Origin of the sequence: Citrobacter freundii complex sp. CFNIH4 (assembly GCF_002934505.1) — a bacterium.
GTDB classification, from domain to species: domain Bacteria; phylum Pseudomonadota; class Gammaproteobacteria; order Enterobacterales; family Enterobacteriaceae; genus Citrobacter; species Citrobacter freundii.
Window position 1 is genome coordinate 4,293,953 of record NZ_CP026231.1, and the last position, 22,880, is coordinate 4,316,832.

At 51.9% G+C, this 22,880-nt stretch carries 24 protein-coding genes and 1 pseudogene; 12 read left to right on the top strand and 13 right to left on the bottom strand.

Annotated features, from left to right (window positions below):
- Window positions 1–56: 56 nt before the first annotated feature.
- The gene (locus C2U41_RS22000) at window positions 57–674 is read right to left on the bottom strand and encodes a helix-turn-helix transcriptional regulator (protein WP_003023988.1); all 618 of its coding nucleotides are present in this window, start codon (window positions 672–674) and stop codon (window positions 57–59) included.
- Window positions 675–1,251: 577 nt separating this feature from the next.
- On the opposite strand from C2U41_RS22000, the gene C2U41_RS22005 reads away from it, so the two are divergent.
- The 5 genes and pseudogenes from C2U41_RS22005 to C2U41_RS22030 all read left to right on the top strand — a co-directional run bounded on the left by C2U41_RS22005 (window position 1,252) and on the right by C2U41_RS22030 (window position 5,391).
- On the top strand, window positions 1,252–1,950 hold the full coding sequence (locus tag C2U41_RS22005; protein ID WP_233901275.1) for a winged helix-turn-helix domain-containing protein: 699 nt from the start codon (window positions 1,252–1,254) through the stop codon (window positions 1,948–1,950).
- A gap of 46 nt (window positions 1,951–1,996) precedes the next feature.
- Window positions 1,997–2,920 (top strand): IS5-like element IS903B family transposase, encoded by a 924-nt coding sequence (locus C2U41_RS22015; protein WP_001118619.1) that lies wholly within the window; start codon window positions 1,997–1,999, stop codon window positions 2,918–2,920.
- A 57-nt stretch (window positions 2,921–2,977) separates the two neighbouring features.
- A pseudogene (locus C2U41_RS29800) lies at window positions 2,978–3,088 on the top strand (winged helix-turn-helix domain-containing protein); the annotation flags it as partial.
- Window positions 3,088–3,552, top strand: coding sequence for a hypothetical protein (locus tag C2U41_RS22025; protein WP_003840687.1), 465 nt, complete (start codon window positions 3,088–3,090; stop codon window positions 3,550–3,552). The pseudogene C2U41_RS29800 and the gene C2U41_RS22025, both read left to right, overlap by 1 nt.
- 342 nt (window positions 3,553–3,894) lie before the next feature.
- Window positions 3,895–5,391: a C69 family dipeptidase gene (locus C2U41_RS22030; protein ID WP_005121531.1), complete on the top strand. Its 1,497-nt coding sequence runs from the start codon at window positions 3,895–3,897 to the stop codon at window positions 5,389–5,391.
- Window positions 5,392–5,427: 36 nt separating this feature from the next.
- On the opposite strand, the gene C2U41_RS22035 is transcribed toward C2U41_RS22030, so the two are convergent.
- Window positions 5,428–6,330 (bottom strand): LysR family transcriptional regulator, encoded by a 903-nt coding sequence (locus C2U41_RS22035; protein WP_103848865.1) that lies wholly within the window; start codon window positions 6,328–6,330, stop codon window positions 5,428–5,430.
- A 104-nt stretch (window positions 6,331–6,434) separates the two neighbouring features.
- Between C2U41_RS22035 and C2U41_RS22040 the strand changes: the two genes are divergently transcribed.
- The 3 genes from C2U41_RS22040 (at window position 6,435) to C2U41_RS22050 (ending at window position 8,770) form a co-directional block, all read left to right on the top strand.
- Window positions 6,435–7,442, top strand: coding sequence for a zinc-binding alcohol dehydrogenase family protein (locus C2U41_RS22040; protein ID WP_003840683.1), 1,008 nt, complete (start codon window positions 6,435–6,437; stop codon window positions 7,440–7,442).
- 1 nt (window position 7,443) lies between these two features.
- A complete protein-coding gene (locus C2U41_RS22045; protein ID WP_003023975.1) occupies window positions 7,444–7,749 on the top strand; it encodes a putative quinol monooxygenase in 306 nt (101 codons plus the stop codon).
- A 118-nt stretch (window positions 7,750–7,867) separates the two neighbouring features.
- The gene (locus C2U41_RS22050; protein ID WP_103848864.1) at window positions 7,868–8,770 is read left to right on the top strand and encodes a carboxylate/amino acid/amine transporter; all 903 of its coding nucleotides are present in this window, start codon (window positions 7,868–7,870) and stop codon (window positions 8,768–8,770) included.
- 28 nt (window positions 8,771–8,798) lie between these two features.
- Here the strand turns inward: C2U41_RS22050 and nlpA are convergent, their stop codons facing one another.
- The 10 genes from nlpA to C2U41_RS22100 form a co-directional block, all read right to left on the bottom strand.
- Entirely contained in the window at window positions 8,799–9,617 is an 819-nt protein-coding gene (gene nlpA / locus C2U41_RS22055) for a lipoprotein NlpA (protein ID WP_044700476.1), read from the bottom strand.
- A 123-nt stretch (window positions 9,618–9,740) separates the two neighbouring features.
- On the bottom strand, window positions 9,741–10,679 hold the full coding sequence (locus tag C2U41_RS22060; RefSeq protein ID WP_103848863.1) for an Rpn family recombination-promoting nuclease/putative transposase: 939 nt from the start codon (window positions 10,677–10,679) through the stop codon (window positions 9,741–9,743).
- 210 nt (window positions 10,680–10,889) lie between these two features.
- The gene (gene dagF / locus C2U41_RS22065; protein ID WP_103848862.1) at window positions 10,890–11,633 is read right to left on the bottom strand and encodes a 2-dehydro-3-deoxy-phosphogluconate aldolase; all 744 of its coding nucleotides are present in this window, start codon (window positions 11,631–11,633) and stop codon (window positions 10,890–10,892) included.
- Entirely contained in the window at window positions 11,620–12,729 is a 1,110-nt protein-coding gene (gene dgaE / locus C2U41_RS22070; protein ID WP_103848861.1) for a D-glucosaminate-6-phosphate ammonia lyase, read from the bottom strand. The genes dagF and dgaE overlap by 14 nt, the downstream gene beginning before the upstream one ends.
- Window positions 12,730–12,732: 3 nt before the next feature.
- Window positions 12,733–13,593, bottom strand: coding sequence for a PTS system mannose/fructose/sorbose family transporter subunit IID (locus C2U41_RS22075; RefSeq protein WP_005121522.1), 861 nt, complete (start codon window positions 13,591–13,593; stop codon window positions 12,733–12,735).
- Window positions 13,590–14,339: a PTS mannose/fructose/sorbose/N-acetylgalactosamine transporter subunit IIC gene (locus C2U41_RS22080; RefSeq protein WP_003023960.1), complete on the bottom strand. Its 750-nt coding sequence runs from the start codon at window positions 14,337–14,339 to the stop codon at window positions 13,590–13,592. The genes C2U41_RS22075 and C2U41_RS22080 overlap by 4 nt, the downstream gene beginning before the upstream one ends.
- 25 nt (window positions 14,340–14,364) lie before the next feature.
- Complete coding sequence (locus tag C2U41_RS22085; protein WP_003023959.1) at window positions 14,365–14,850, bottom strand: PTS system mannose/fructose/N-acetylgalactosamine-transporter subunit IIB; 486 nt, start codon at window positions 14,848–14,850, stop codon at window positions 14,365–14,367.
- 12 nt (window positions 14,851–14,862) lie between these two features.
- Window positions 14,863–15,288: a PTS sugar transporter subunit IIA gene (locus C2U41_RS22090; protein ID WP_003023957.1), complete on the bottom strand. Its 426-nt coding sequence runs from the start codon at window positions 15,286–15,288 to the stop codon at window positions 14,863–14,865.
- 211 nt (window positions 15,289–15,499) lie between these two features.
- Window positions 15,500–18,298, bottom strand: a complete 2,799-nt coding sequence (dagR, locus tag C2U41_RS22095) for a transcriptional regulator DagR (RefSeq protein ID WP_103848860.1) — start codon at window positions 18,296–18,298, stop codon at window positions 15,500–15,502.
- 90 nt (window positions 18,299–18,388) lie between these two features.
- Entirely contained in the window at window positions 18,389–18,805 is a 417-nt protein-coding gene (locus C2U41_RS22100) for a GNAT family N-acetyltransferase (RefSeq protein WP_044714235.1), read from the bottom strand.
- 130 nt (window positions 18,806–18,935) lie between these two features.
- Between C2U41_RS22100 and C2U41_RS22105 the strand changes: the two genes are divergently transcribed.
- Window positions 18,936–19,229, top strand: a complete 294-nt coding sequence (locus tag C2U41_RS22105; RefSeq protein WP_003840665.1) for a YicS family protein — start codon at window positions 18,936–18,938, stop codon at window positions 19,227–19,229.
- Between the two features lie 94 nt (window positions 19,230–19,323).
- Window positions 19,324–20,706 carry a glycoside hydrolase family 1 protein gene (locus tag C2U41_RS22110; protein WP_103848859.1) on the top strand — a complete coding sequence of 461 codons (1,383 nt, stop codon included), beginning with the start codon at window positions 19,324–19,326 and terminating at the stop codon, window positions 20,704–20,706.
- Window positions 20,707–20,754: 48 nt separating this feature from the next.
- On the opposite strand, the gene nepI is transcribed toward C2U41_RS22110, so the two are convergent.
- Window positions 20,755–21,948 carry a purine ribonucleoside efflux pump NepI gene (gene nepI / locus C2U41_RS22115; RefSeq protein ID WP_003840662.1) on the bottom strand — a complete coding sequence of 398 codons (1,194 nt, stop codon included), beginning with the start codon at window positions 21,946–21,948 and terminating at the stop codon, window positions 20,755–20,757.
- Between the two features lie 214 nt (window positions 21,949–22,162).
- Between nepI and C2U41_RS22120 the strand changes: the two genes are divergently transcribed.
- Together C2U41_RS22120 and C2U41_RS22125 are read left to right on the top strand one after the other, a co-directional pair.
- Window positions 22,163–22,522 carry a type II toxin-antitoxin system RelE/ParE family toxin gene (locus tag C2U41_RS22120; RefSeq protein WP_032937135.1) on the top strand — a complete coding sequence of 120 codons (360 nt, stop codon included), beginning with the start codon at window positions 22,163–22,165 and terminating at the stop codon, window positions 22,520–22,522.
- Entirely contained in the window at window positions 22,506–22,829 is a 324-nt protein-coding gene (locus tag C2U41_RS22125; protein ID WP_003023937.1) for a helix-turn-helix domain-containing protein, read from the top strand. Before C2U41_RS22120 ends, C2U41_RS22125 begins: the two co-directional genes overlap by 17 nt.
- Window positions 22,830–22,880 lie beyond the last annotated feature (51 nt).

Below are 22,880 nucleotides of genomic sequence, written 5' to 3' on the forward strand. Positions count from 1 at the left end.
GGCGTAGAGCGTCCACCACATCGCAAGGATGTGAAATAATAAAAATCAGAAATGCGTTATAAAATATTCGATAGTATTTTATGAATACTATGGCCCAACTTATCTTCAAGCCGGAGCTTATAGACATATATTTTCTTAATATCAATATTATCTATTTGGGTAATTTGCTGAATACTTTTTCCTGAGACAAATCGCTTCAGTAATATCATTTCTGTATAGTTGAGTGTGCGCCCACGTTTACTGTTAGCGAGATGACCGGTAAATAATCGTCTCATTTTCTGATGCTGTACGTCATCATCATCATCAGAATATATAATCCCTTGTATTTTATTGCTTTTCGACAGCCAGTAGTTGGCTAACGGCGCCAGGTTCCGGTCCGCTATCAAAACAATATGCATGCCGCTATAAGCCAGACGATCAACCCATTGCGGGTCGGCAAACAGGCGCAGGTTCGGGAAAGAGAAGTCCACAAAAATAAACCCGCGCGACAAATGGTTTTGATTATTAAGCAGAAGTTTTTCAATAATTCCTTTTTGCAGAAAGCCATTTCCCTCAGGCCAGATAGCAAAAGCGGCACGGTGACAGTAACTGGCGCGAACCGCAGCATCCGGAAATAATTGACAGGATAATTCACAGCTTATGCAACGAACACTCTGTGATGGTGATCTCTTCATCAAAAATGACTCCTGTTATTTTTCCATAAATATTTCATTGGTAAATAAATGTGTCAATCCGACACGTACGACATTCCTTGTCAGCTAATAACAGTGGCGCTAATAAAATGTAATAAACTCCTGATGTGCTAATAAGTATGGACTGTGATTAATACGATTGCGCTAAGCTTTTTTGTGCCTTATCTCAGAATAACAGTCTGGGCATTAGGAATTTTATGCATAAATTAAAATCCTAGGATAAATCTTAAAAAAGCACTATTTGCTAAAAAAACAACCGATGTAAACAATGCTCATTAATTACACAATACTGATAACTCAATCACCCTTGAAGTGCTGTGTATAAATATAATGATAATTCAGATAAACCTGTAATGAATTCTCATTATTTAACATTAGTTAATTTTACCTAAGAACTTGATCAGCTAACACGTTGTATGTAAAGAACATTTAAATCTTAAGTAAAATTCTTATCTGCGATCACGTACAAAGAGTGAGGCATATTATCAATTTGGATGTAAAATTTAAGGTAAGTGTTGGCACATGCGGTGATACGTTTAGGTTACTGAGGGCTGGGCAATTGTACCTTATCAATCAGTTGGTCGAATTTAATCCTGATAACAAAAGCCTGGTCAATCGACAGACAGGGCGAGCAATTCAACTACAGATACCAGCCTCGCTCTGTTTTCTCTATTTAATTACTCACGCAAGTGACATTGTTTCTCAGAACACGTTGATTAAAGTGGGCTGGGGTGAGAGAAATAATGTGACCACCACCAACACATTTTACCAGGCTATTCTGACGCTACGTAATGCTCTGGCGGATGTGGGTCTGCCGAGAGATACGGTAAAAACAATTTCCCGGCGCGGGCTTGCATTAAATGAAAATACGCAGGTTGAGGCGATAACACATCCTCAAAGTGAAGTTTACCAGCCACCGGTTATAGAGGATTACGCGCCCCCAAAGATAATTGCTCCCGCGCCTCAACAAACGACGCGGGGACCCTGGTGGTACATTATATTTAGCACGGGCATCGTTATTGCCACCCTGATTATCTGGCTGGTGTGGTATCAGACGCGTCCTGTTATGCCGTTTAGTAAATTCGTGTCTGTTTCTATGCAAGTTCCCTCTCGGCAAAACTGTAAAATTTATTACTCACCAAATGAGCACGACCAGGAGAATTATTTCAATCTGATGCAACTGCATCCCTATCTTTGCGAAAACAACAAGCACGTCTTCCTTTCCGGGGCTTTGTTGAATAAATCGAACTTTTGCTGAGTTGAAGGATCAGATCACGTATCTTCCCGACAACGCAGACCGTTCCGTGGCAAAGCAAAAGTTCAAAATCACCAACTGGCCCACCTACAATAAAGCCCTCATCAACCGTGGCTCCATAACTTTCTGGCTGGATGATGAAGCTATTCAGGCCTGGTATGAGTCAGCAACACCTTCTTCACGAGGCAGACCTCAGCGCTATTCTGACCTTGCCATCACGACTGTGCTGGTCATTAAACGCGTATTCAGGCTGACCCTGCGCGCTGCGCAGGGCTTTATTGATTCCATTTTTTCTCTGATGAACGTTCCGCTACGCTGCCCGGATTACAGCTGTGTCAGCAGGCGGGCAAAGTCGGTTAATGTCAGTTTCAAAACGCCCACCCGGGGTGAAATCGCACACCTGGTAATTGATTCCACCGGGCTGAAGGTCTTCGGTGAAGGCGAGTGGAAAGTCAAAAAGCATGGCCAGGAACGCCGCCGTATCTGGCGTAAGCTGCATCTCGCCGTTGACAGTAAAACACATGAAATCATCTGCGCTGACCTGTCGCTGAACAACGTTACGGACTCAGAGGCCTTCCCCGGGTTAATCCGGCAAACCCACCGGAAAATCAGGTCAGCCGCCGCCGATGGCGCTTACGATACCCGGCTATGTCACGATGAACTGCGGCGTAAGAAAATCAGCGCGCTTATCCCTCCCCGAAAAGGTGCGGGTTACTGGCCCGGTGAATATGCAGACCGTAACCGTGCAGTGGCTAATCAGCGAATGACCGGGAGTAATGCGCGGTGGAAATGGACAACAGATTACAACCGTCGCTCGATAGCGGAAACGGCGATGTACCGGGTAAAACAGCTGTTCGGGGGTTCACTGACACTGCGTGACTACGATGGTCAGGTTGCAGAGGCTATGGCCCTGGTACGAGCGCTGAACAAAATGACGAAAGCAGGTATGCCTGAAAGCGTGCGTATTGCCTGAAAACACAACCCGCTACGGGGGAGACTTACCCGAAATCTGATTTATTCAACAAAGCCCCTTTCCGGCTACCGCAAAGCGGAGAGGATCGTGGCGTTTGTCTGTGATAAAGATGCGCGGATAGATGCTAACGCGTTTTGTACTACCCACTATTACTGGATGCGCGGGTAATGAAAAAAATACATCACCTTATTCTGCTGGTAATCGGTCTGGCGACGTTGCTCGGTTCAGGCGGGTGGCTATGGTATTCACGCTTTGCCGAAAAGCCGCTGAGTTGCATCGGCAACGTGGAATGGAATATTGGCAGCAATCGCTTTGCCGGTACGTTAGCGTTTCGGATGTACGATAATGCAGGTTTGGCCACCATTACCGGAAAACTGTACGGACGTAATACCTCAGACATCAGCAGGAACATTTATTTCAACTACACCAGACAGCACGAAGCCCGGGTGCTACAGGCGATGCAGGTGGTCAAAACCTTCGCAGACAGCGCCGATGAAACGGATATTAACAATACCTTACCCGGTTTTTACCGCCAAAGCGGACGAACCCTCAGTCTGGTCATGGAAGAGTATAAGGGCACATGGATCTTTGCCAGCTCCAATGTACCCTCGCTGTATTGCCGCAAGAGGTAACGTCATATCCGGAAACAAAAATCGCGCCCCCTCAATGGAATTCATATTTGTCATCATCGACTTACGCGACATGGGTCACTGAATCCTCTAATAACCCATTGCTATTCTTCATCCCGAATCAGGAAACATCCTGAATATCACGATATCCATTGCGTAATAATTAAGCGAAATGGGCGTTTTATTTTGTCCAGAAGACTTCAATCTACGGATGGATATTTGGAGAAGGCGTGGGCAGGGGCGTTTATCTCTCTCGCGAGCAATGTCTGAAGGTTCAGGCGTTATCGCATTTCAGGAAACGGTATGTTTCCGGTGTATTTTTGGCGTACATATGAGGGATACGTAATGTTTACTTTTAAAAAGTGCCTGATTGCACTTTCTATAAATTTGGCCGTTGTTTCATCAGGTTTTGCTTGTACGACCCTGCTGGTCGGTAACGAAGCATCAGCGGACGGCTCGATGCTGGTTGCCCGTAGCGCTGACAGCGATGCCCTGAAAGCGCAACATTTTGTCATTCACCCGGCAAAACAGAATCAGACCGGGGTATACAGCACCAAAGCACATAACGGTGCGAATGACTTTACCTGGCCGCTACCCAAAAACTCGCTGCGTTATACCACTGTTCCAAACTGGAAAACCCAACTGCACGGCGCGACCGGATTTAACGAGCTGGGCGTTGGCGTGAGCGGCACAGAATCTATTTTTGCCTCACCAAAAGCGCTGGCCGCCGACCCGTACGTTGAGGATAAAGGGATCACCGAAGACGATATTCCGGATATTCTGCTGTCGCAGAGTAAAACCGCGCGTGAAGCCGTGGCGCTACTGGGCCATATCGTTGAGACCGTCGGCGCAGGCGAAGGCTTTGGCGTTGCCGTCGTCGACGATAACGAGATCTGGTATCTGGAAACCGGCAGCGGCCATCAGTGGATGGCGCAGCGTCTGCCAAATAACCAGTATTTTGCCACCGGTAACCAGGGCCGCTTACAGGATTACGATCCGAAAAACCCGGACATGATGGCGTCAAAAAACCTGATTCAATTTGCGACCGAAAAGGGTCTGTACGAACCGGCAAAAGATGGCAAATTCAACTTCTCCAAAGCCTATACCCGTGATGATGAGCGTGACCGCACGTATAACGACCCTCGCGTTTGGACCATCCAGAAAGAGTTCAATCCTTCCGTAAACCAGGATATGGCCAAAGGGCGCGAATTCCCGGTCTTCATGACGCCAGAGAAGAAAATGACACTGGACGATGTGAAGGCCGTACTGCGTAACCATTATGAAGGCACCAGCCATGACCCCTACACCAACGGTCTGAACGGCAAAGAGCCATGGCGTCCGGTCAGCGTCTTCCGCACCTATGAAGCGCATGTTATGCAGGTCCGTCCGTGGTTGCCAAAAGAGATCGGTGAAACGACCTACATTGGTTTGGGCATGGCCGACCTCACCGCCTTTGTTCCGTACTACAGCGGCCTGAAAGCGTATCCGGCTAACTATACGATGGGTACTGATAAAGCGGACGATCAGTCTATCTACTGGAAATATCGTAAATTACAAACGCTGACGATGACCGATTATCCGAAGCTCGCGCCAATCGTCAAAAAAGCCTACAAAGCATGGGAAGACAAAGTGGCCAAGGAGCAAAAAGAGGTTGAAGCAGAGTATCTGAAGATGGCGAAAACTGATAAACCAGCCGCCGATAAGATGCTGAATGACTTCAACCTGCGCATCATGGCCGACGCCGAGAAGCTGACGGAAGATCTGACTAATCAGCTATTTACCATCCGCACCAAAGACATTCAGTCTGATATCTTCTTTGCAAACGCTGCGAAAAAAGACTGAGTAACGACGCGATAGTATTCTGGCGTAAAGCGCTTATTAGCTTTGCGCCAGCATTTCACACCGCGCCTTCACTGCGTCGTGCAGCAGACGGACTGCTCTTGAAAGCTGCTTCCGATGGGGGCAAATCATATTCAGCGGGACTTTCTCCCCCTGATAATCCGGCATCAGCAGTTGTAATCGACCGTCACGCACATCTTCGCTGACATCCAGCCACGACTTGTACGCCACACCTTCCCCGGCAATTGCCAGCCGTCGGATCACTTCCGCATCGTCGCTCAGAATGGTGCCATTAACCTGCACACTACTGACCTCGCCGTTGCGCGTAAACGTCCAGCGATCGTGCAGACGGCCGCGTAATACGAAGGTCATGGCGTTGAGCTGTGTTAAATCATCCGGGGTTTGCGGAGCGCCGTTTTGTGCAACCCATTCCGGTGATGCCACCAGCACACGTCGGTTACTCGGTGCAACGGGCAGCGCAATGTAAGACGCGTCTTCGGTATTGCCATAGCGAAACGCAACATCGACGGGGTCTTTAAAGACATCCGTCACCTGATCGGAGAAAAAAATCCGCAGGCGCAGCGCGGGATAGCGGCGTCGAAACGACTGAAAGACCGGCAGCAGCAGGTTACGGCCAAGATCGGAAGGCACGGCGATTTGCAGCGTGCCAGAAACTTCATCTTCTGGGGTCTGAATTTTTTGCAGCCCGGCATGCATCACGTCCAGCATCTGGCGGGCATAGGGTAGCCAGACCTCGCCCTCCGGCGTCAGGCGTAGGCTGCGCGTGGAGCGGGCGAACAAGCGGATAGCCAACGTAGACTCCAGCCGCTTGATAGCTGAACTGACCTGAGCAGGCTGAACGCCGACTTCGCGCGCAGCATCGCTAAAACTATTCAGCGCCGCGGCGCGGACAAACAACGTGAGATCTTCAAGCCGGAACATTTTCACTCCCCGAGTATAAGTCCTGTCGCCGTAGGGCTATTTTTCCCGTTCTGCTACCGGTTTACCATCGAATTATTCAACTGATTCCTGTGACCGGAGAGACCATGAAAGCCATCGCTATTACCCGCGCCGCGACCGACGGCAATAACATTGAATTTTTACAAGAGATTGACCTGCCCATGCCAGTCGCTACCGGGCACGATCTGCTGGTTGAAGTGAAAGCCATTTCCGTCAATCCCGTTGATACCAAGGTTCGCGAAGGTTTTAACGCCGATGTGCCGCGCGTTCTGGGCTGGGACGCCGTTGGCGTGGTGAAGTCCGTGGGTGAAGCCGTCACCCTGTTCACACCTGGCGATGAAGTCTGGTATGCCGGAGCGCTGGGCCGCACTGGCAGTAACAGTGAATTTCAGCTGGTTGATGAACGTATTACCGCGCTGAAGCCAAAAACACTGGATAATGCTTCTGCTGCGGCGCTGCCGCTGACCGCCATCACCGCCTGGGAAATGCTGTTCGACCGTCTGGGCGTTGAGGAAAATAGCAATGAAGATGATGTGTTATTGATCGTTGGCGCGGCTGGCGGCGTCGGTTCTATTCTGACGCAACTGGCCAGTAAGCTGACCAAAATGACCGTCATCGGTACGGCATCACGTCCGCAGAGCCAGAAATGGGTTCGTGAAGCGGGCGCTCATCATGTGATTGACCACAGCAAGCCGTTGACGGAAGAGCTGGCACGGATAGGCATTAAAGAGGTGACGCACGTTGCCAGCCTGAACAATACCGAGCAGCACTATTCGCAAATTATTGCCGCCCTGGCACCGCAGGGAAAACTGGCGTTGATTGACGATCCGCACACTCTCGATGCGCGTCCGCTGAAGGCCAAAAGCATTTCGCTGCACTGGGAGTTTATGTTTACCCGTTCGATGTTTACCACCCACGACATCATTGCGCAGCATCAGTTACTGACCCGCGTGGCACAGCTGATCGACAGCAACACCATCCGCACCACGCTGGGCGAACATTTTGGCGCGATCACCGCGGCAAATCTGCAAAAAGCCCACGCGCAAATTGAAACCGGTCGTTCGGTCGGCAAGATTGTGCTGGAGGGGTTTTAACATGTCAGATTCAGAAGTGATTTCAATTATTGCGGTACTGAAAGCCAAACCAGGGAAAATCGATGCACTGAAACAGGCACTGCAGGCTCTGTTACTGCCTACTCGCCGGGAGCCGGGCAATATTGAATATGCCCTGTTCCAGTTACGCGACACGCCGGATGTGTTTTACGTGCGCGAATCCTGGCACGGTCAGGCCGGTCTGGACGAGCATATCGCTCTGCCACATTTCCAGGCGTTCATTCTACAAATGAACGATCTGCTAGCCGAACCGCTACGGCTGGATTATCTGACGCCGATTGCGCCATAAAATAACTACCGAAGCCCCCTGCCGCGTGGGGGGCTACACCAGTCATGTCTCACTCGCTTCGCTATCTCTGCTATGATGCCTGCACACAAATAAAACAAAACAACATGCCGAGGGAAAGATGAGTTCCACCAGAAGAGGGATGATGAACGTCCTGATTGCCGCCGTATTGTGGGGAAGTTCAGGCGTTTGCGCGCAGTACATCATGGAGCAAAGTCAGATGTCGTCGCAGTTTCTGACCATGACACGTCTGATTTTCGCCGGGCTGATTCTGCTGATGCTCTCTTTCGTTCACGGCGACAAAGTGTTTTCCATCTTCAAAAACCGCAAAGACGCCATCAGCCTGCTGATTTTTTCCGTAGTTGGAGCGCTCACCGTACAGCTCACCTTTCTGCTGACCATTGAAAAATCCAACGCCGCTACCGCGACGGTGCTGCAATTTTTGTCACCGACCATTATCGTGGCGTGGTTTTCCGTGGTGCGCAAAGCTCGACCGGGGATTTTAGTGCTGACCGCAATCTTCACCTCGCTCATCGGCACCTTCTTACTGGTCACCCACGGTAACCCAACGTCGCTGTCTATCTCACCTGCCGCGCTGTTCTGGGGAATTGCCTCGGCGTTTGCCGCCGCGTTCTACACCACCTACCCCTCAACGCTTATCGCGCGCTACGGCACGCTGCCGGTCGTCGGCTGGAGTATGTTAATCGGCGGCATGATCCTGCTGCCGTTTTATGCCGGACAGGGCACTAATTTCGTGGTGAATGGCAGTTTGATTCTGGCGTTTTTCTATCTGGTGGTCATCGGCACGTCGCTGACGTTTAGCCTGTACCTGAAAGGCGCGCAGATGATTGGCGGACCGAAAGCGAGCATTTTAAGCTGCGCAGAACCGTTGAGCAGCGCGTTGCTGTCACTACTGTTGTTAGGTATTACCTTTACCCTGCCAGACTGGCTGGGCACGCTTTTAATCCTCTCATCGGTAGTGCTGATCTCAATGGACTCACGTCGCCGCGCCAGAGCGGTTTAACCCCAACCGGCGCGGCAACGGGTCATGATTACCAACCCGGAACCGCGCCGCCGTTAAAGATAGTTTCTGCCGCCTTTGCCACTTCCGGTGACTGATAAGATTGCAGGAATTCTTTCACATTCTCGGCATCTTTGTTGTCTTCTCGCGCCACCAGGATGTTCACGTACGGTGAGTTTTTGTCTTCGATAAATACGCTGTCATGTACCGGGGAAAGCCCGGTTTGCTGGATGTAGGTGGTACTGATAATCGCTACATCCACTTTCTGATCGTCCAATACGCGCGGCAACTGCGCGCCTTCCAGTTCCATAATTATCAGATGCCGCGGGTTATCAGTGATATCCAACGCTGTTGGCAGCAGGCCGGTATCCGCTTTCAGCGTAATTAACTTCTCTTTTTGCAGCAGCAACAGCGCCCGCCCGAGGTTGGTTGGATCGTTAGGTATCGCAATCGTTGCACCGTCTTTTAGTTCAGCGACGGTTTTGATTTTCTTCGAATACCCTGCCATCGGGAACACAAAGGTATTGCCCACCGCAACCAGCTTATAGTCGTGTGCTTTATTATCTTGTTCGAGGAACGGACGATGCTGGAAGACGTTGGCATCCAGCTCACCATGATTAGTGGCATCGTTGGGCAGCAGAGAACCGCTAAAACCCACCAGTTCAACATCGAGGCCGTACTTCTCTTTGGCCACTTTCTTCGCGACCTCCGCCACATCCTGCTCGGCACCGTTAATCACACCCACTTTGATATGCTTTGCATCACTGCTCTGTTGATCGCATCCTGCCAGCAATAACCCCGCCAGTAATACCGCCGCCCCGGCCCCAAAAAAAGGTATCTTCAGCTTCACGTTCTATCCTTTTGCAATAACCGCCTGATGAGTAATGAAATGACTATAGCGGCAAGGTCGCTGCGGTTTAAAAAACGAAAAAGCATCAGCAAGAAGAAAAAGGCATAACGGGAAAAAGATACATTAGTCGGAAGATGCCGTTAGTTCATCACTTGAAAGCCCGGTGATAATTAGCACCAGTTCACGATCGATCCCCTTCTCCAGCATGGCATGGGCTATCCGCAACGCTTCGTCTTGTTTGCCTTCAATCTTGCCCTTTTGTAATCCCTCTTGTAAGCCACTGTAATGACCCGTTCTTCGCCCTGATTCACGTAAACATTCTGCAATAGTCATTAATCTCTCCTTGTGTTGGGGAACGCGTAAAGCCACCTCGCGAATAAACGCCTCGAAACGCGGTGCGCTGCCAGACTGCATCAGATAATTAAATAGCGTTTCTACCTGGCTGTCATTAGCGTATCCCTTAACCAGCAGAGCAACCAGGTTATCCACCAGCACCATCAGGTCACGTTCACGTATATGCTTCTGGACAAGTTCAAGTAGCGCCATCCGCCGATGCTGCATAATCTCATCATCAGACACCACCGTGATGTCTACCAGCGGGAAGGCAGAACCATAAAGCTGCCGCGCAGTTTGTGGATCATCAAATTCATCCAGCCAACACAGCGAGTATGGATACGGGCTGTCAACGCCATGATAAAAAAGTATCGGCACCACCAGCGGCAGCGTTTTGTGTCCTGCATAAAGGTGATTTTGCATCGCGGCAATGGCGTAACGCATCATCCGAAATACCATATGAACATCCGATGAACTCTGGTGTTCAATCAACGCGTAGATATAGCCTTTACCGGTTCTAGTTTTTAGCGACCACAGAACATCGGAATAACTGGCACGCAGATCCTCCTCAATAAAACTCCCGGGTTCCAGTTTCAGTGTATCCAGATCGCAAAGCTCATGTAATGACGCAGGAAGATAGGTATCAAGAAAATCCCGCGCCGTATCTGGATGACCTAAGAATTTTTTAAACACCGCATCATGCGGTGTAGATGTTGTTGGTTTTTGCATGGCGGTCCGTCACCGGAAGAACAAGATGACGGGACATTACTCGCCAATGCTACAGACGACATCAGGGAAATTACCCCTTTGCGAGGCGTTTTCGAGGATAAATAGATGCTGCTGCAATGCATTCATTTTCCATGAATGATGTTCGCAAAAATGCCCGGTAGGCGTGAGCACCTCCGGGCATTCTCTTTTCGCTCTCCAACGATGGCGGCATCACACCAGGGCTTTGGCTATCTCCATTAACCTGGCGACATCTTCAGGTCGGGTATTACCGGTCTGAGGGTCGATAATCGAGCTGTAAACATGCGGCATGACGCGCGGTACTCCTGCTTCCAGACAGGATTGCAGGATAATGCCGAAGTTATCGAGATCGATACCGCCGGTCGGCTCAATCAACGTCATGCCGTTGCGCGCCGCTGTCGTCGCCAGTGCGTACAACTCAGGCAGGGACTGCTCACCGCCCATTGGGAAAAACTTCGCCGCATGCGCGCCAGAGTCCAGCATCATACGTACCGCTGCATCACAGGAAACGCGGGCTGGCGTGCCCTGGCTGCTGCTGACGCCAGTGGAGATCAACACTTCCCCCGGCGTGCCCGTGGGACTGACTAACGCGTTGATATGGGTCTGTTCACCGCCTGTTGCCGCCAGCGCGCCTGCCGCAAAACCACAACCGGTAAAGGTCTGGTTGACGTGTGCCGGATGGACCTGTGAGGCAATCATCGCCGCTTTGTAATACTGCGCCGGGTCGCCCGCCCCCAGCCCCACGGAAATCGACGGCACGTCGACCATCCAGCGTTTCACTTCCTTAACCCCTTCCTCAACCGAGGAGAACTGCGCCGAAAGAATGCCGATCACCGCGTGACCTTCGGCAGCGTCATAGATTTCCCGGGCGTTGGCGATATCCTTCGCCAGCACGTTAATAGCCACTTTATTGCGATAAAAATTAATGTGCTGCATGGTCTGCAATCTCCTTTAGTCGGGCCACGATCAGTGCCATTTCCCCTTCTGCAACCGTACGCGGGTCAAGACTAAAGACGCCCTGATGAAGGTTGTAACGGCGAGCGTAAATCGCGATATCACCCTCTCGCAGCTGCGCTTCTACGGCGTAAGCATCCATCCCCAGCTCTTGTGCATTCACCCGAATACGAATCCGCCAGATGGCGCGCCCGGCTTCGTCCTGCTCAATATCCGCATCCAGTCCGCGAATCGCTGAAATCGCCTGCGCCACGGGGCGAAGCTCTTCGGCGGTGACCACGGTTTGCCCCTGATGATAGTTTTCCAGGGCATACACCAGCCCGACCATATTCTCTTTGCCGATCTTCATCGCCCGGGCAATTCCGTGGTGCTGCGCTTTACACGCGGCAATCCACTGTTTCTTCCCGGTGATAAACCCGGAGGTCGGCGCGTTAAAGGCTTTTGCTCCGCTGTAGACCACCATATCCGCCCCGCTCGCCACCCAGGCGTGTAAGTCTTCCTCGGCAGCGGCATCGACAATCAGCGGCAGGTTATGAACCTGCGCAACCTGTACGAAGTCTGCAATGCTCAACATGCCTTTCTGCACGCAGTGGTGCGATTTCACGTACAGCAGCGCGGCGGTGTTATCGGTAATCGCGCTCTCCAACTGCCAGCGGGCCGCCAGATTACTTGAGCCAACCTCCACCACCCGTCCTCCCCCTAAGCGGATCGCGCTGGTGATGGGCGCCCCGTAGTCAACGTTATGCCCGCGCAGCATGACCACTTCATTGGCCATACCCGCGCTGTCCGGCATCAGCGTGACACTAGCCTGGTCACCGCGGGTAATGGCGGCGGCAACGGCAATCGCAATACCCGCCGAGGCGCACGAAGTAACATAGCTGTCCTCCGCGCCGGTGTAGCGGGAAACCAATTCACCGGTACGGTCCACCAGCCGGTCAATTTCAACAAAGGCCGAAGCTGCCCGCGTGGTGGCTTGCATCACCTCCGGCGCGACGCTGGAAACGCCCAGAATCGTCATCTTGCCGCAGGCGTTAATCACCTGTTTTAGCCCCAATTGTTGGTAGATATTCTGTGTCATGGCTTACAGCACTCCCAGCAGTGAGCAGACCACGCTGAGTGCGACAATCGACAGCAAAATCGTGGTGTAACGCGGCCCTTTCTTCACCAGATAGAAATAAATGGCGAACACCGCCGCCAGCGGCAACAGACCGGGGGCAATAGAGTCGAGGATTTGCTGAACCACCACTTCAGAGCCTTTCAGGGCGCTGAGTTTTAACGGCGTGGTGATCTTGACGTAGCTCGCAGAAAGCGCGCCCATCATGATCAGGCCCAGCACGTTCGCGCCGTAGATCAGTTCCTTAATTCGCCCTCCCTGCAGCAGACCGATAATCGAGTCACGTCCCAGCGTATAGCCTTTGTGCACCATACCGTAGCTGATTGCCAACGTAATGGCCGGGTAGAGGATTAACGGTACAATTCCGCCCATCGCGCTGCCATTGGCGGCGAACGGGATAAAAATAGCAATTAACAGCGGCATCACGGCTGCCCAGATGATGGAGTCCCCCATCCCAGCCAGCGGTCCCATTAGCCCGGTTTTAATCCCGGTAATAGAGGCATCGCTGATCGGCTCGCCGCGGGTTTTCTGTTCCTCCATCGCAATGGAGATCCCCTGAATCACCGCCCCGAACGTCTGCTCTGAGTTGAAGAAGTTCAGATGGCGTTTCAGCGCTTCTACCTGTTCCTCTTTTTGCGGGTAGAGCTTTTTGATGATCGGCGTCATCGAGGCGCAGAAAATCAGGCTCTGCAAACGCTCATAGGAGCTGGAAACTTCTGCACCCAGCCAGTAGATAAACCAGGCTTTGGTGATATCGGCTTTGGTCAGCGTGCCGCTTTCACGCGCACGCTCCACCAGTTCATGTTGCATTACGTCGCTGCTCATCATGCTGCTCCTTCATTTTTCGCCAGACCTTTAATCAGGAAAGCCACGCAGGTACCAAAGATTGCCATCGCCATGATGTCTACCTTCAGGTACAGCACCGCAAAGAAACCGCCGATAAACCACGGCAGAAGGCTCTTTTTACCGATCACCATAATGGTAATGGCGAAGCCCAACGCTGGCAGAATGCCGCCCATAATTTCAAAGGAGTGCGTCAGCCAGTGCGGCATCAGCTTGAGGAAGCTTTCCACCACGTCCTGACCAAAATAGTTGGCGGCGAAAACCACCGGGAAACGCAGTACAAGGCCAAGCAACGCCGGGTAGAGGAATGCACAGCGCATAATGCCCGCCATATTGGCCGTTTCCGCATGCTTGTCGGCCATATGCACCCACGCTGCGTTTAACGTGCGGCGCAACTGGTCGAGGAACACGCCGATGACGCCAAACGGGATCGCCAGCGCGATAGCCAGGTTCGGGTCCATTCCGGCCTTCACAGCGATAGGAATTGAAATACAGGCGGCCAGCGCAGGATCCGACGGGACGTTACCGCCTGGCGTAGAGGTCACGCCGAGATAAACCAGCTGCATACCGGCACCGATGATCATCGCCGTTTCCATGTTGCCTAACAGCAAGCCAACGAATACGGCAATCACTACCGGTTGCAGCAGCATAGCGGAGAAGGTGTAGCCAAGGCGTAATCGGGCAAACCAGTAATACAACCCCATCAGGCTTGCAAAGACTAAAGTATCCATAGTTAAGTACCCTGTTATCAAAGAATTAGAATTTTTTCAGGATATCGTCCAGCGACTGAGGCTTATCTTCCGGGATAGTCTGGAAGAACACCTGAATCCCACGATTTTTCAGGTCGCTCAGAATGCCGACGTCTTTTTCATCCAGCGTAATGTTCTGGAATACCGCTTTGCGGTTTGGCCCACCGCCCAGCCCACCGACCTGAATGGTAGTGACGTCAAACCCCAACTGGACCGCTTCCTGAACCGCCGCCAGAGAAGGGAACAGCACCAGCACTTTGCCGTCACCAAGCTGGTTTTCTTTCCAGGCGGCCGCAAAACTTTGGTTACCGAAACAATCCACTTTGATGTTTGGCGGCGCGGCCATCAGGTAGATGTTTTTCATAAACGGATCGGCATCCAGCTCATCGCTAACCACCGCAATCCGGTTGGCCTGAGATTGCCCAACCCATTTGGTCACCACTTGTCCATGAATCAGACGGCTATCGATACGACATAAGACGATGTTTGCCATGATGTTTATTCCTTATTGTGATTGTTGTAATTGACGCACGTGGGCGACAACGTCCAGGCAACTGCTACGCCCGGCGTCGACCAGTTCAGCCACGCAGGTGGTCAACTGGCCATGCTCGCGTTTGTCGAGCGCCTCCAGCAGCAAAGAGGCGTTGAGCCCGGAAATAACAGCCACCGGGTAATCGGCGCTCAGCCGCGCCGCCACGTTGGAGGTGGTGCCGCCAATAAAATCAGTCAGGATCAGTGAGCCTTCCGGCATGGTTTTCACTACGGCTTCAACGCGCTGATAAAACTCGCCGAGCGTATCAACGGGCATCAGCGCAATTTCCGTCACGCCTTTGATTTCACCCATCACCATGCGCAGGCTGTTGCAAAGCTGTTGCCCCCAGCCGCCATGGGTCAGCAGCAGGATCTGGGGCAAGGATTCAGTGGTAGTCAAAATGGCCTCCTGGCTCGATTACATGAGACTTGCAATGCCTGATGGCGCTTCGCTTATCAGGCCTACGGCAAGTGCTTTGTAGGCCGGATAAGGCGTTTTATGCCGCCATCCGGCAAACTCATCAAAGTAAGAGCAAAGGCTGTGCCAGAATTTGTGTCACGCGGGGAAGAGAGGAGCGCTGGCGAGGCAGAAAGCCGCGCCAGTAAAGGGATTAGCTATACAGCAGTTCGTAGATATAAAAATATTCCGCGTCCGATAAGCGAATGGCATAGGCCTCTTCGATCGGCAGGAAAGCGGATTTAATGACACTAAACGCGCGATTATCCAGATCCGGCTTGTTCTCCAGCGCCATCTGTAACGGTTTGCGGTTAATCACGATACGCTCGACCATACAGCAGCAGTGGATCAGGAAGCGCAGTGTCACCTGACGGCTCGGTTTGAGCGAAAGCGCAGTGGTCAGATGATTCAGCACGCCTTCCATCTCTTTGAGAATACGCTGCGGGTTGAGCACCGAAATATGGTTAATGATGCTCTCCATAGTCAACGCGCTGATAAAGCGCATCGCGCTGCGCTCCATCTCCAGACGGCGTTCGCTGCTGGAGAGATCTGGCGTCAGCAGGCTGAGTACCAGCTCGGGGCCTTGCTCAGAGAACAGCTCCTCGAGCGAGATAAACGGAATATCCGGCAGTCCTGGCTGGAAAGTGCCCACTATTCCCGCCAGGCGTTCACTGGCGTTAATCCCCTGCTGAACACGCTCCAGGCTGCGAACTTCGTTGTAATCGAGGATAACCATCCGCGTATCCTGCGACATTAACTCACCGAAGCTCTCTTCCAGCACCTTTTTGATTTTTTCTGCCGTTCCCATCCCGGTGATGCAGGAGATAACCAGCACTTTACCGCTGTTTTCCTGCTGCGGAGTACACAGCTGACAGGGAATATTTTTGCTCTGCATCAACGCCGCCAGCTGCGGCAAGTCGCTGGTTTCGTAGCTTAAATCCAGCCCAATCTCCAGCAGGCTGGTGAGCGTGATATTGGGCATTAGCAGTACGTCTATCTGGAATAACTTACTGATCGTGCTGCCAAAATGGACCAGCGAGCCAATATCCACCATCAGGATCAATCGGCGATATTGCCGGGTCTGGATCATCTGCGTCAGGGCTTCCAGCGTGTCATGCACCGACTGCTCGAAAGGCATATCGATAGCGCTGAACACCTCGCGCTCCAGCACGCGATTCACGTACTGCGCCTGACTTGTGGCGGTCGTCGCACCGTGGGCAATCAAAATCACCCCGCAGTCAGGACTGGCGTCAATCCGTTGGCGGTAATGGCGACACTCTTTGAGGAACAGGCACAGCCAGACCACCTCCGTCGCCGGACACTGAATATGCAGCAGTTCATTGATTTTTCGGCATAACAGCGTAGCGTTTTCGTATTCATCTTTGCAGCGATCGAGGATCAGGCTGGAAGAATAAAGTTGCGGAATAAGGCCGCGCTGCACATAGCCAATCAGCGCCAGGAAGTGTTTGCGCAGCGGGTTAACCAGATTTTCCGGCAGCGTAAAACCAAGCACCTGCTCAACACAGCCGATCAACAGCGTGACTCGCTCTTCAATCTGATCGCCATAGCGCGGAGGATGCGCCACGCTGTCGCGGCTGTAGAGACCATATTCAAATATCGAACTGAGCTTGTTTTTGAGGATTGCCAGCGTTTCGGCTGGCGGCACGTTGCTGTTACGCAGGTTGATATATTCGCGGGTCAGGAAGCTGTAGAAGAGATCGCTCTCTTCAATTTCGGCTCCGGTGGCCAGCGAATTTTTCAGCGCAGGCAGCGTGCGGGCATCGATGCTCAGGTGTTCTTTGCCTTCGAACAGCGCTCCAACCAACAGACGTTGTTCCGGCGTGGCGTTAAAGGGGATCTCGGTCAGACGTTTATCCAGCTGTAGCGTGTCGCTGTGCTCGGTCATCCCTGAGGCCCAGGCCTGGGCGCAGAGAAACTGAATGTCGCTCTTAAGCTGACCAATGTTGCCTTCCAGCGGCTTGTTCAACAGCCAGAGCAGCAAGGTACGGTCGATGCTTATCGTACGCTCGATTTTGCGGCTCTCACGCTGTAAGAAGCCAACGATCAGTTCAACCTGCTCTTCCACCGAACGCTGGCGGATGCCGGGGAGATCGATACATACCTGAATACGTCGCTGGAAAGTGCGCAGCAACGCCGAACTTACCGGTTCGGTGGTCGCACATATCAGACGAACCGAGATTGGCCGCGCCACGGCGCTGGAACCCAGCGGCCGGTATTCGCCTTTGTCGAGAATAGAAAATAGCTTTTCCTGACCTTCATACGGCAGACGATGCACTTCGTCGAGCAGCAGATAGCCACCGTCGGCTTGCTCGACCAGACCGGGTTTATTTTCATTTGCGCCGGTAAATGCCCCCTGTCGATGACCAAACAGGTGCGAAGAAAGCAGCTCCGGGTTATGGGCGTATTCCGCGCAGTTAAAGTAAACCAGCGGCGGCGACGCTCCCACTGCGCGTTCGCAGGCAAAACGGTGCATCAGTTCGGCAAAAAAGGTTTTGCCGACGCCGGAGGGACCGGTCAGCAGAACGTGCAGCCCGTGGGGATACAGCACCGCCGCGCGGCCTTTTTCCACCGCGTCGCGCAGGCTGCGATCGTAACCAATCAGGCCAGAAAAGGGATCGTCTGTCGCCTGGTTTTCCTGAACAGGTAACAGGTCGGCAACGGTTTGCACTTCGCGCTCGGACTCATCCAGTTTGCGTCCCAGCAGCGTTTCAATCGCCTGACGATGCAGAAAGAATACCGGGCGTCCGCGGCTTTTAATCGCCAGGCCGTCGTTCCAGAGCTGATTGAGATCTTTACTGACCGAGTTGCGCGCCAGTCCGAGGTTAAAGCCGATAGCTTCTGCTGTGAACGCCGTTTCCTGAGCCAGATGGGCAAGATTCAGTCCACGCGTCAGCCGTTCCAGCTCCCCCAGTATTATCTCAATCCGTCTCATCTCTTTACCGCTTAAGAAATAAATGATTGTTCAGAACATACACTATTCTGCTGCGCAAGAAAGTGAGGCGGCGTCCAGACCTTCCGGTCATCAAAACGTTTTCGACAAATAATGCCGCGCGGAGCCGGTTTCCGGAAAGTTATCGAGGGTCATTTGCAGCTGATAGCCGTTTTTCTGATAAAACGGCAGCGCCTGGAAACTCATGGTATCCACCAGCGCATGCAGGCACCCTCTCTCACGCGCTGTCTGCTCGGCAGCCTGCATCAATTTTGTGCCGTAACCGCCTTTGCGCAGCGAATCATGCATCCACAGGAAATCAATGCACAGCCATTCGCCTTTGATTTTGCCAATCAGCCCGCCCAGAATTTCATTGCTTTCATCGCGCCAGTACACCGCCAGGTCGCCAAAGTTGTTGGTTCGCAGGAACTGGCGGTTGTAGGCGCGCAATCCGGCAAGCAGGGCATTTTGATCGTCTTCGGTAATGGTATCTGTAATCTGTATTTGCATCCTATCCTCCTGAAAAACTAAAACTTCTGGCTGATTATTTGTTTAGAAATTAACACAGGCTGATGAGTGAGACGCATGCCGTCTACACTTACTCTTGAGATGATGCGCATCGACAACAAGGATTATTATCATGAAACGAGCCGCTTTACCGCTTATTGCCATTCTTTTCACGCTGCCGGGTTTAGCGCAGGCCGATTCGGCTTACGGCTCTCTACAGTCCGTTCATGAAAAAAATACTGTATTGAAGGACTTACGCAAGATTTGCACCCCACAGGGGTCGCCATCCGATGACGTGTGGGAAAAAACGATTATGTCTGATACACGTAATCAGCAGCATATCCGCGAGGCTATTCTGGCAATACAAAGAAATAACCAGAACAACTACTGGGAAGCACTTGGCAAAGTTGAATGCCCGGATTTATAAGCATCTTGTTGTAAAATGAGCACTGTAACCGGTTTCTGTGTCGCAAAAACACGTATTGTTGCCAGAACGTATAAATAGCAATGGAGCAATAACAATGCGATACCGTTTTCCAGAAAACTTCTGGTGGGGCAGTGCCTGCTCGGCACTGCAAACCGAAGGGGATAGCCTGAACGGCGGCAAAAGCCAGACCACGTGGGACGTGTGGTTCGACCGTCAGCCAGGTCGTTTCCACCAGGGGGTTGGTCCGGCAAACACCTCAACCTTTTATCAGCACTGGAAACAGGACATCGCACTGCTCAAGCAGCTGAAGCACAACAGCTTCCGTACGTCTCTGAGCTGGTCACGCCTGATCCCGGACGGTACCGGCGATGTTAATCCGGAAGCCGTCGAATTCTATAACAACGTCATCGACGAGCTGCTGGCCCAGGATATCACGCCCTTTATCACCCTGTTCCACTTCGATATGCCAATGGTGATGCAGGAGAAAGGCGGCTGGGAAAACCGTGAGGTGGTTGAGGCGTTTGGCCGCTACGCGCAGACGTGTTTTACATTGTTCGGCAACCGGGTGAAGCACTGGTTCACCTTTAACGAGCCTATTGTCCCGGTGGAAGGCGGCTATCTGTATGACTTCCATTACCCGAACGTGGTGGATTTCAAACGCGCGGCCACCGTGGCGTATCACACTGTACTGGCGCATTCCACGGCGGTGCGGGCGTATCGCGCCGGAAACTACGGCGGTGAGATCGGTGTGATCCTAAATCTGACGCCCTCTTATCCACGCTCTCAGCACCCGGCGGATGTGAAAGCCGCGCACCATGCGGATCTGCTGTTTAACCGCAGCTTCCTTGACCCGGTACTAAAAGGGGAATATCCGGCGGATCTGGTCGAATTGCTGAAAGAGTACGATCAGCTACCAACCTGTCAGCCAGGCGACAGTCAGCTCATCGCCGAGGGGAAAATCGACCTGCTCGGTATCAATTATTATCAGCCGCGTCGCGTGAAATGTCGTGATACTGCGGTCAATCCAAACGCGCCGTTTATGCCGGAGTGGCTGTTTGATTATTACGAAATGCCGGGGCGTAAAATGAACCCTTACCGTGGCTGGGAAATTTATGAGCCTGGTATTTACGATATTATTACTAATCTTCGTGATAATTACGGCAACCCACGCTGCTTTATTTCTGAAAACGGTATGGGTGTGGAAAATGAGCAGCGTTTCGTTGAGCATGACCAGATCAACGACAGCTACCGCATTGAATTTGTTTCTGAGCATCTTAAATGGCTACATAAAGGCATCAGCGAAGGTTGTAATTGTCTTGGCTACCATATGTGGACTTTTATTGATAACTGGTCCTGGCTCAACGGATATAAAAACCGCTACGGTTTTGTCCAGTTAGATTTAGACACGCAAAAACGTACGGTGAAAAAGAGCGGCGAATGGTTTGCCCATACTGCCGAAAACAATGGTTTTAATTAAAAAAATAACCAGGATGCCGGATAGCGATCCGGCATACCGAGCTTTAGTTTATTGCATACCCTTTATGCGAACTTTTGCTGCCACCAGAAGCGCCGTCAGCAGCATCAGGCTGCCGGAAAGCATCAGGGGCGACAGCAGTCCGAGAGTATCGAGCGCATAGCCTCCCACCGCAGCCCCACAGGTATTGGCAAGCTGGATCACGGCGACCTGCACCGATCCGGCTTTTTCTGCCTGATCGGCAAGCGAGCGCGTGATCCACGTCGACCAGCCGACCGGTACCAGCGCAAACAACAGTCCCCAGATAATCGCAATACCCGCCGCCACCACTTTGTCACTGCCCCACAGAATCAAGACCAGTGCACTGAGCGCCAGCACCAGTGGCGCACCGGCTAACGCCAGTTTGACCGAACGCTTCAAAATCATCGACGAAAGCGACGTACCAACAAAACTGGCAATACCGAAGCTCAGCAGCACCAGCGTCAGGCCATCAACGTCAAAGCCCGCCAGATTCATATAGATCGGGCGAATATAGGTAAAGAAGGCGAACTGCCCGGCAAAGGACATGAAGATGGCAATCATCCCGGCCATCACCCCCGGTCTCTGCAACAGGCTGAACATGTTTTGTTTCTGATGCGAAGGCTCGCCAGGCAGCGAAGGCAACGCTCTCACCACCCAAATTGTGCACAGCACGCCCATCACCGCCGCCGCATTAAATACATTACGCCAGCCGATAATGCCGCCTAAAAAGCTCCCCAGCGGCGCGGCAATCACCAGCGCGATGGAAACTGCGCCAAAAATAACCGACAGCGCTTTCGGTACCGTACGTGCGGGAACCAGACGCATGGTCAGCGACGCCGACATCGCCCAGAAGCCACCAAGCGCCAGACCGAGACAGGCGCGGCCAACGAGCAGCAGCGAAAAAGAATTGGCAAAGGAAACCAGCAGACAGGAAAGCGTCAGCAGCACCGAAAACAGGATCACCACATAGCGACGATCGGTCGCCTGAATAATTTGCGTCACAAACAGGCTGGCGAACATGGCGACAAATGCCGTCACGGTCACCGATTGCCCCGCCACACCTTCAGAAATCCCCAGATCCTGCGCCATCGGCGTTAACAGGCTAACGGGCAGAAACTCAACGGTTATCAGGCAGGCAACACAGAACGCCACGGCAAATACCGCCGACCAGTTAGGTCGGGAATTTGCCTCAGCGCGGGATTTTTGTTCAACAGCTTCACTCATTTTGTTACCTGCGTGGGGTTATTGTAGAAAAGTTACGCAGTGTAACATTAAATTTGTGACGTATTTAACGTTTCAGCAACTCTACCGTTTTGCATTGTCACTTGCGTAGAGGCTCGCACATTCCGAACGTGGCTGATTTTTCCCCTTTTTACAGCTAACTAAATGCATAGTATATCACCAGGTGCTATATTTATGGTTACAGGATGTCAACCCGATGCGAGTGTTCAAAACCAAATGGTTTACCAGGGAAGCGAAATCTCATGCGATTAATGACAATGAATTATGTGAAGCAATAGCCGCCACTCTTCAGGGAAGAGCAGACAATCTCGGCGGAGGAGTTTATAAAAAGCGGCTTAATCAAAATCGCGATCGCGCCATCATCCTTGCGAAAGGCGGAGAGCATTGGTTTTATACGTTCTTGTACGCCAAGCAGAACATAGCAAATATTAACAGTAGCGAGTTAAGCGGCTTTCGTGAACTGGCGAAGCATTATGCAAGCCTCGGTGATATGAAAATAGCAGCACTGATTCAGAGTAAAGAACTGGTAGAGGTCTGTCATGACAGCAAAGAATAAATTCAAAAGCCCTGCCTTTGAAGCCATCCATAGCGCAGCTTCTGGATTATTTAGCGTTGGTGCAATTCCACAGGAAACGATGCGCGATTTTGACAAAGCCAGTCTTAGTCACGTGGAAGATCTTCAACCGACTGAGATTAAAGCATTGCGTGAAAAGCTAAATGTAAGCCAACCCGTTTTTGCCCGTTATCTGAACACCAGCGTATCGACAGTGCAAAAATGGGAGAGCGGAGCTAAACGACCTGGTGGGATGTCATTAAAACTACTCAGCATCGTGCAAAAACATGGCCTGGACGTTCTGATGTAATTAGCCACTGCCAGATAGCGACACGTTTTGTCGACCTGAGAACCGTAACGC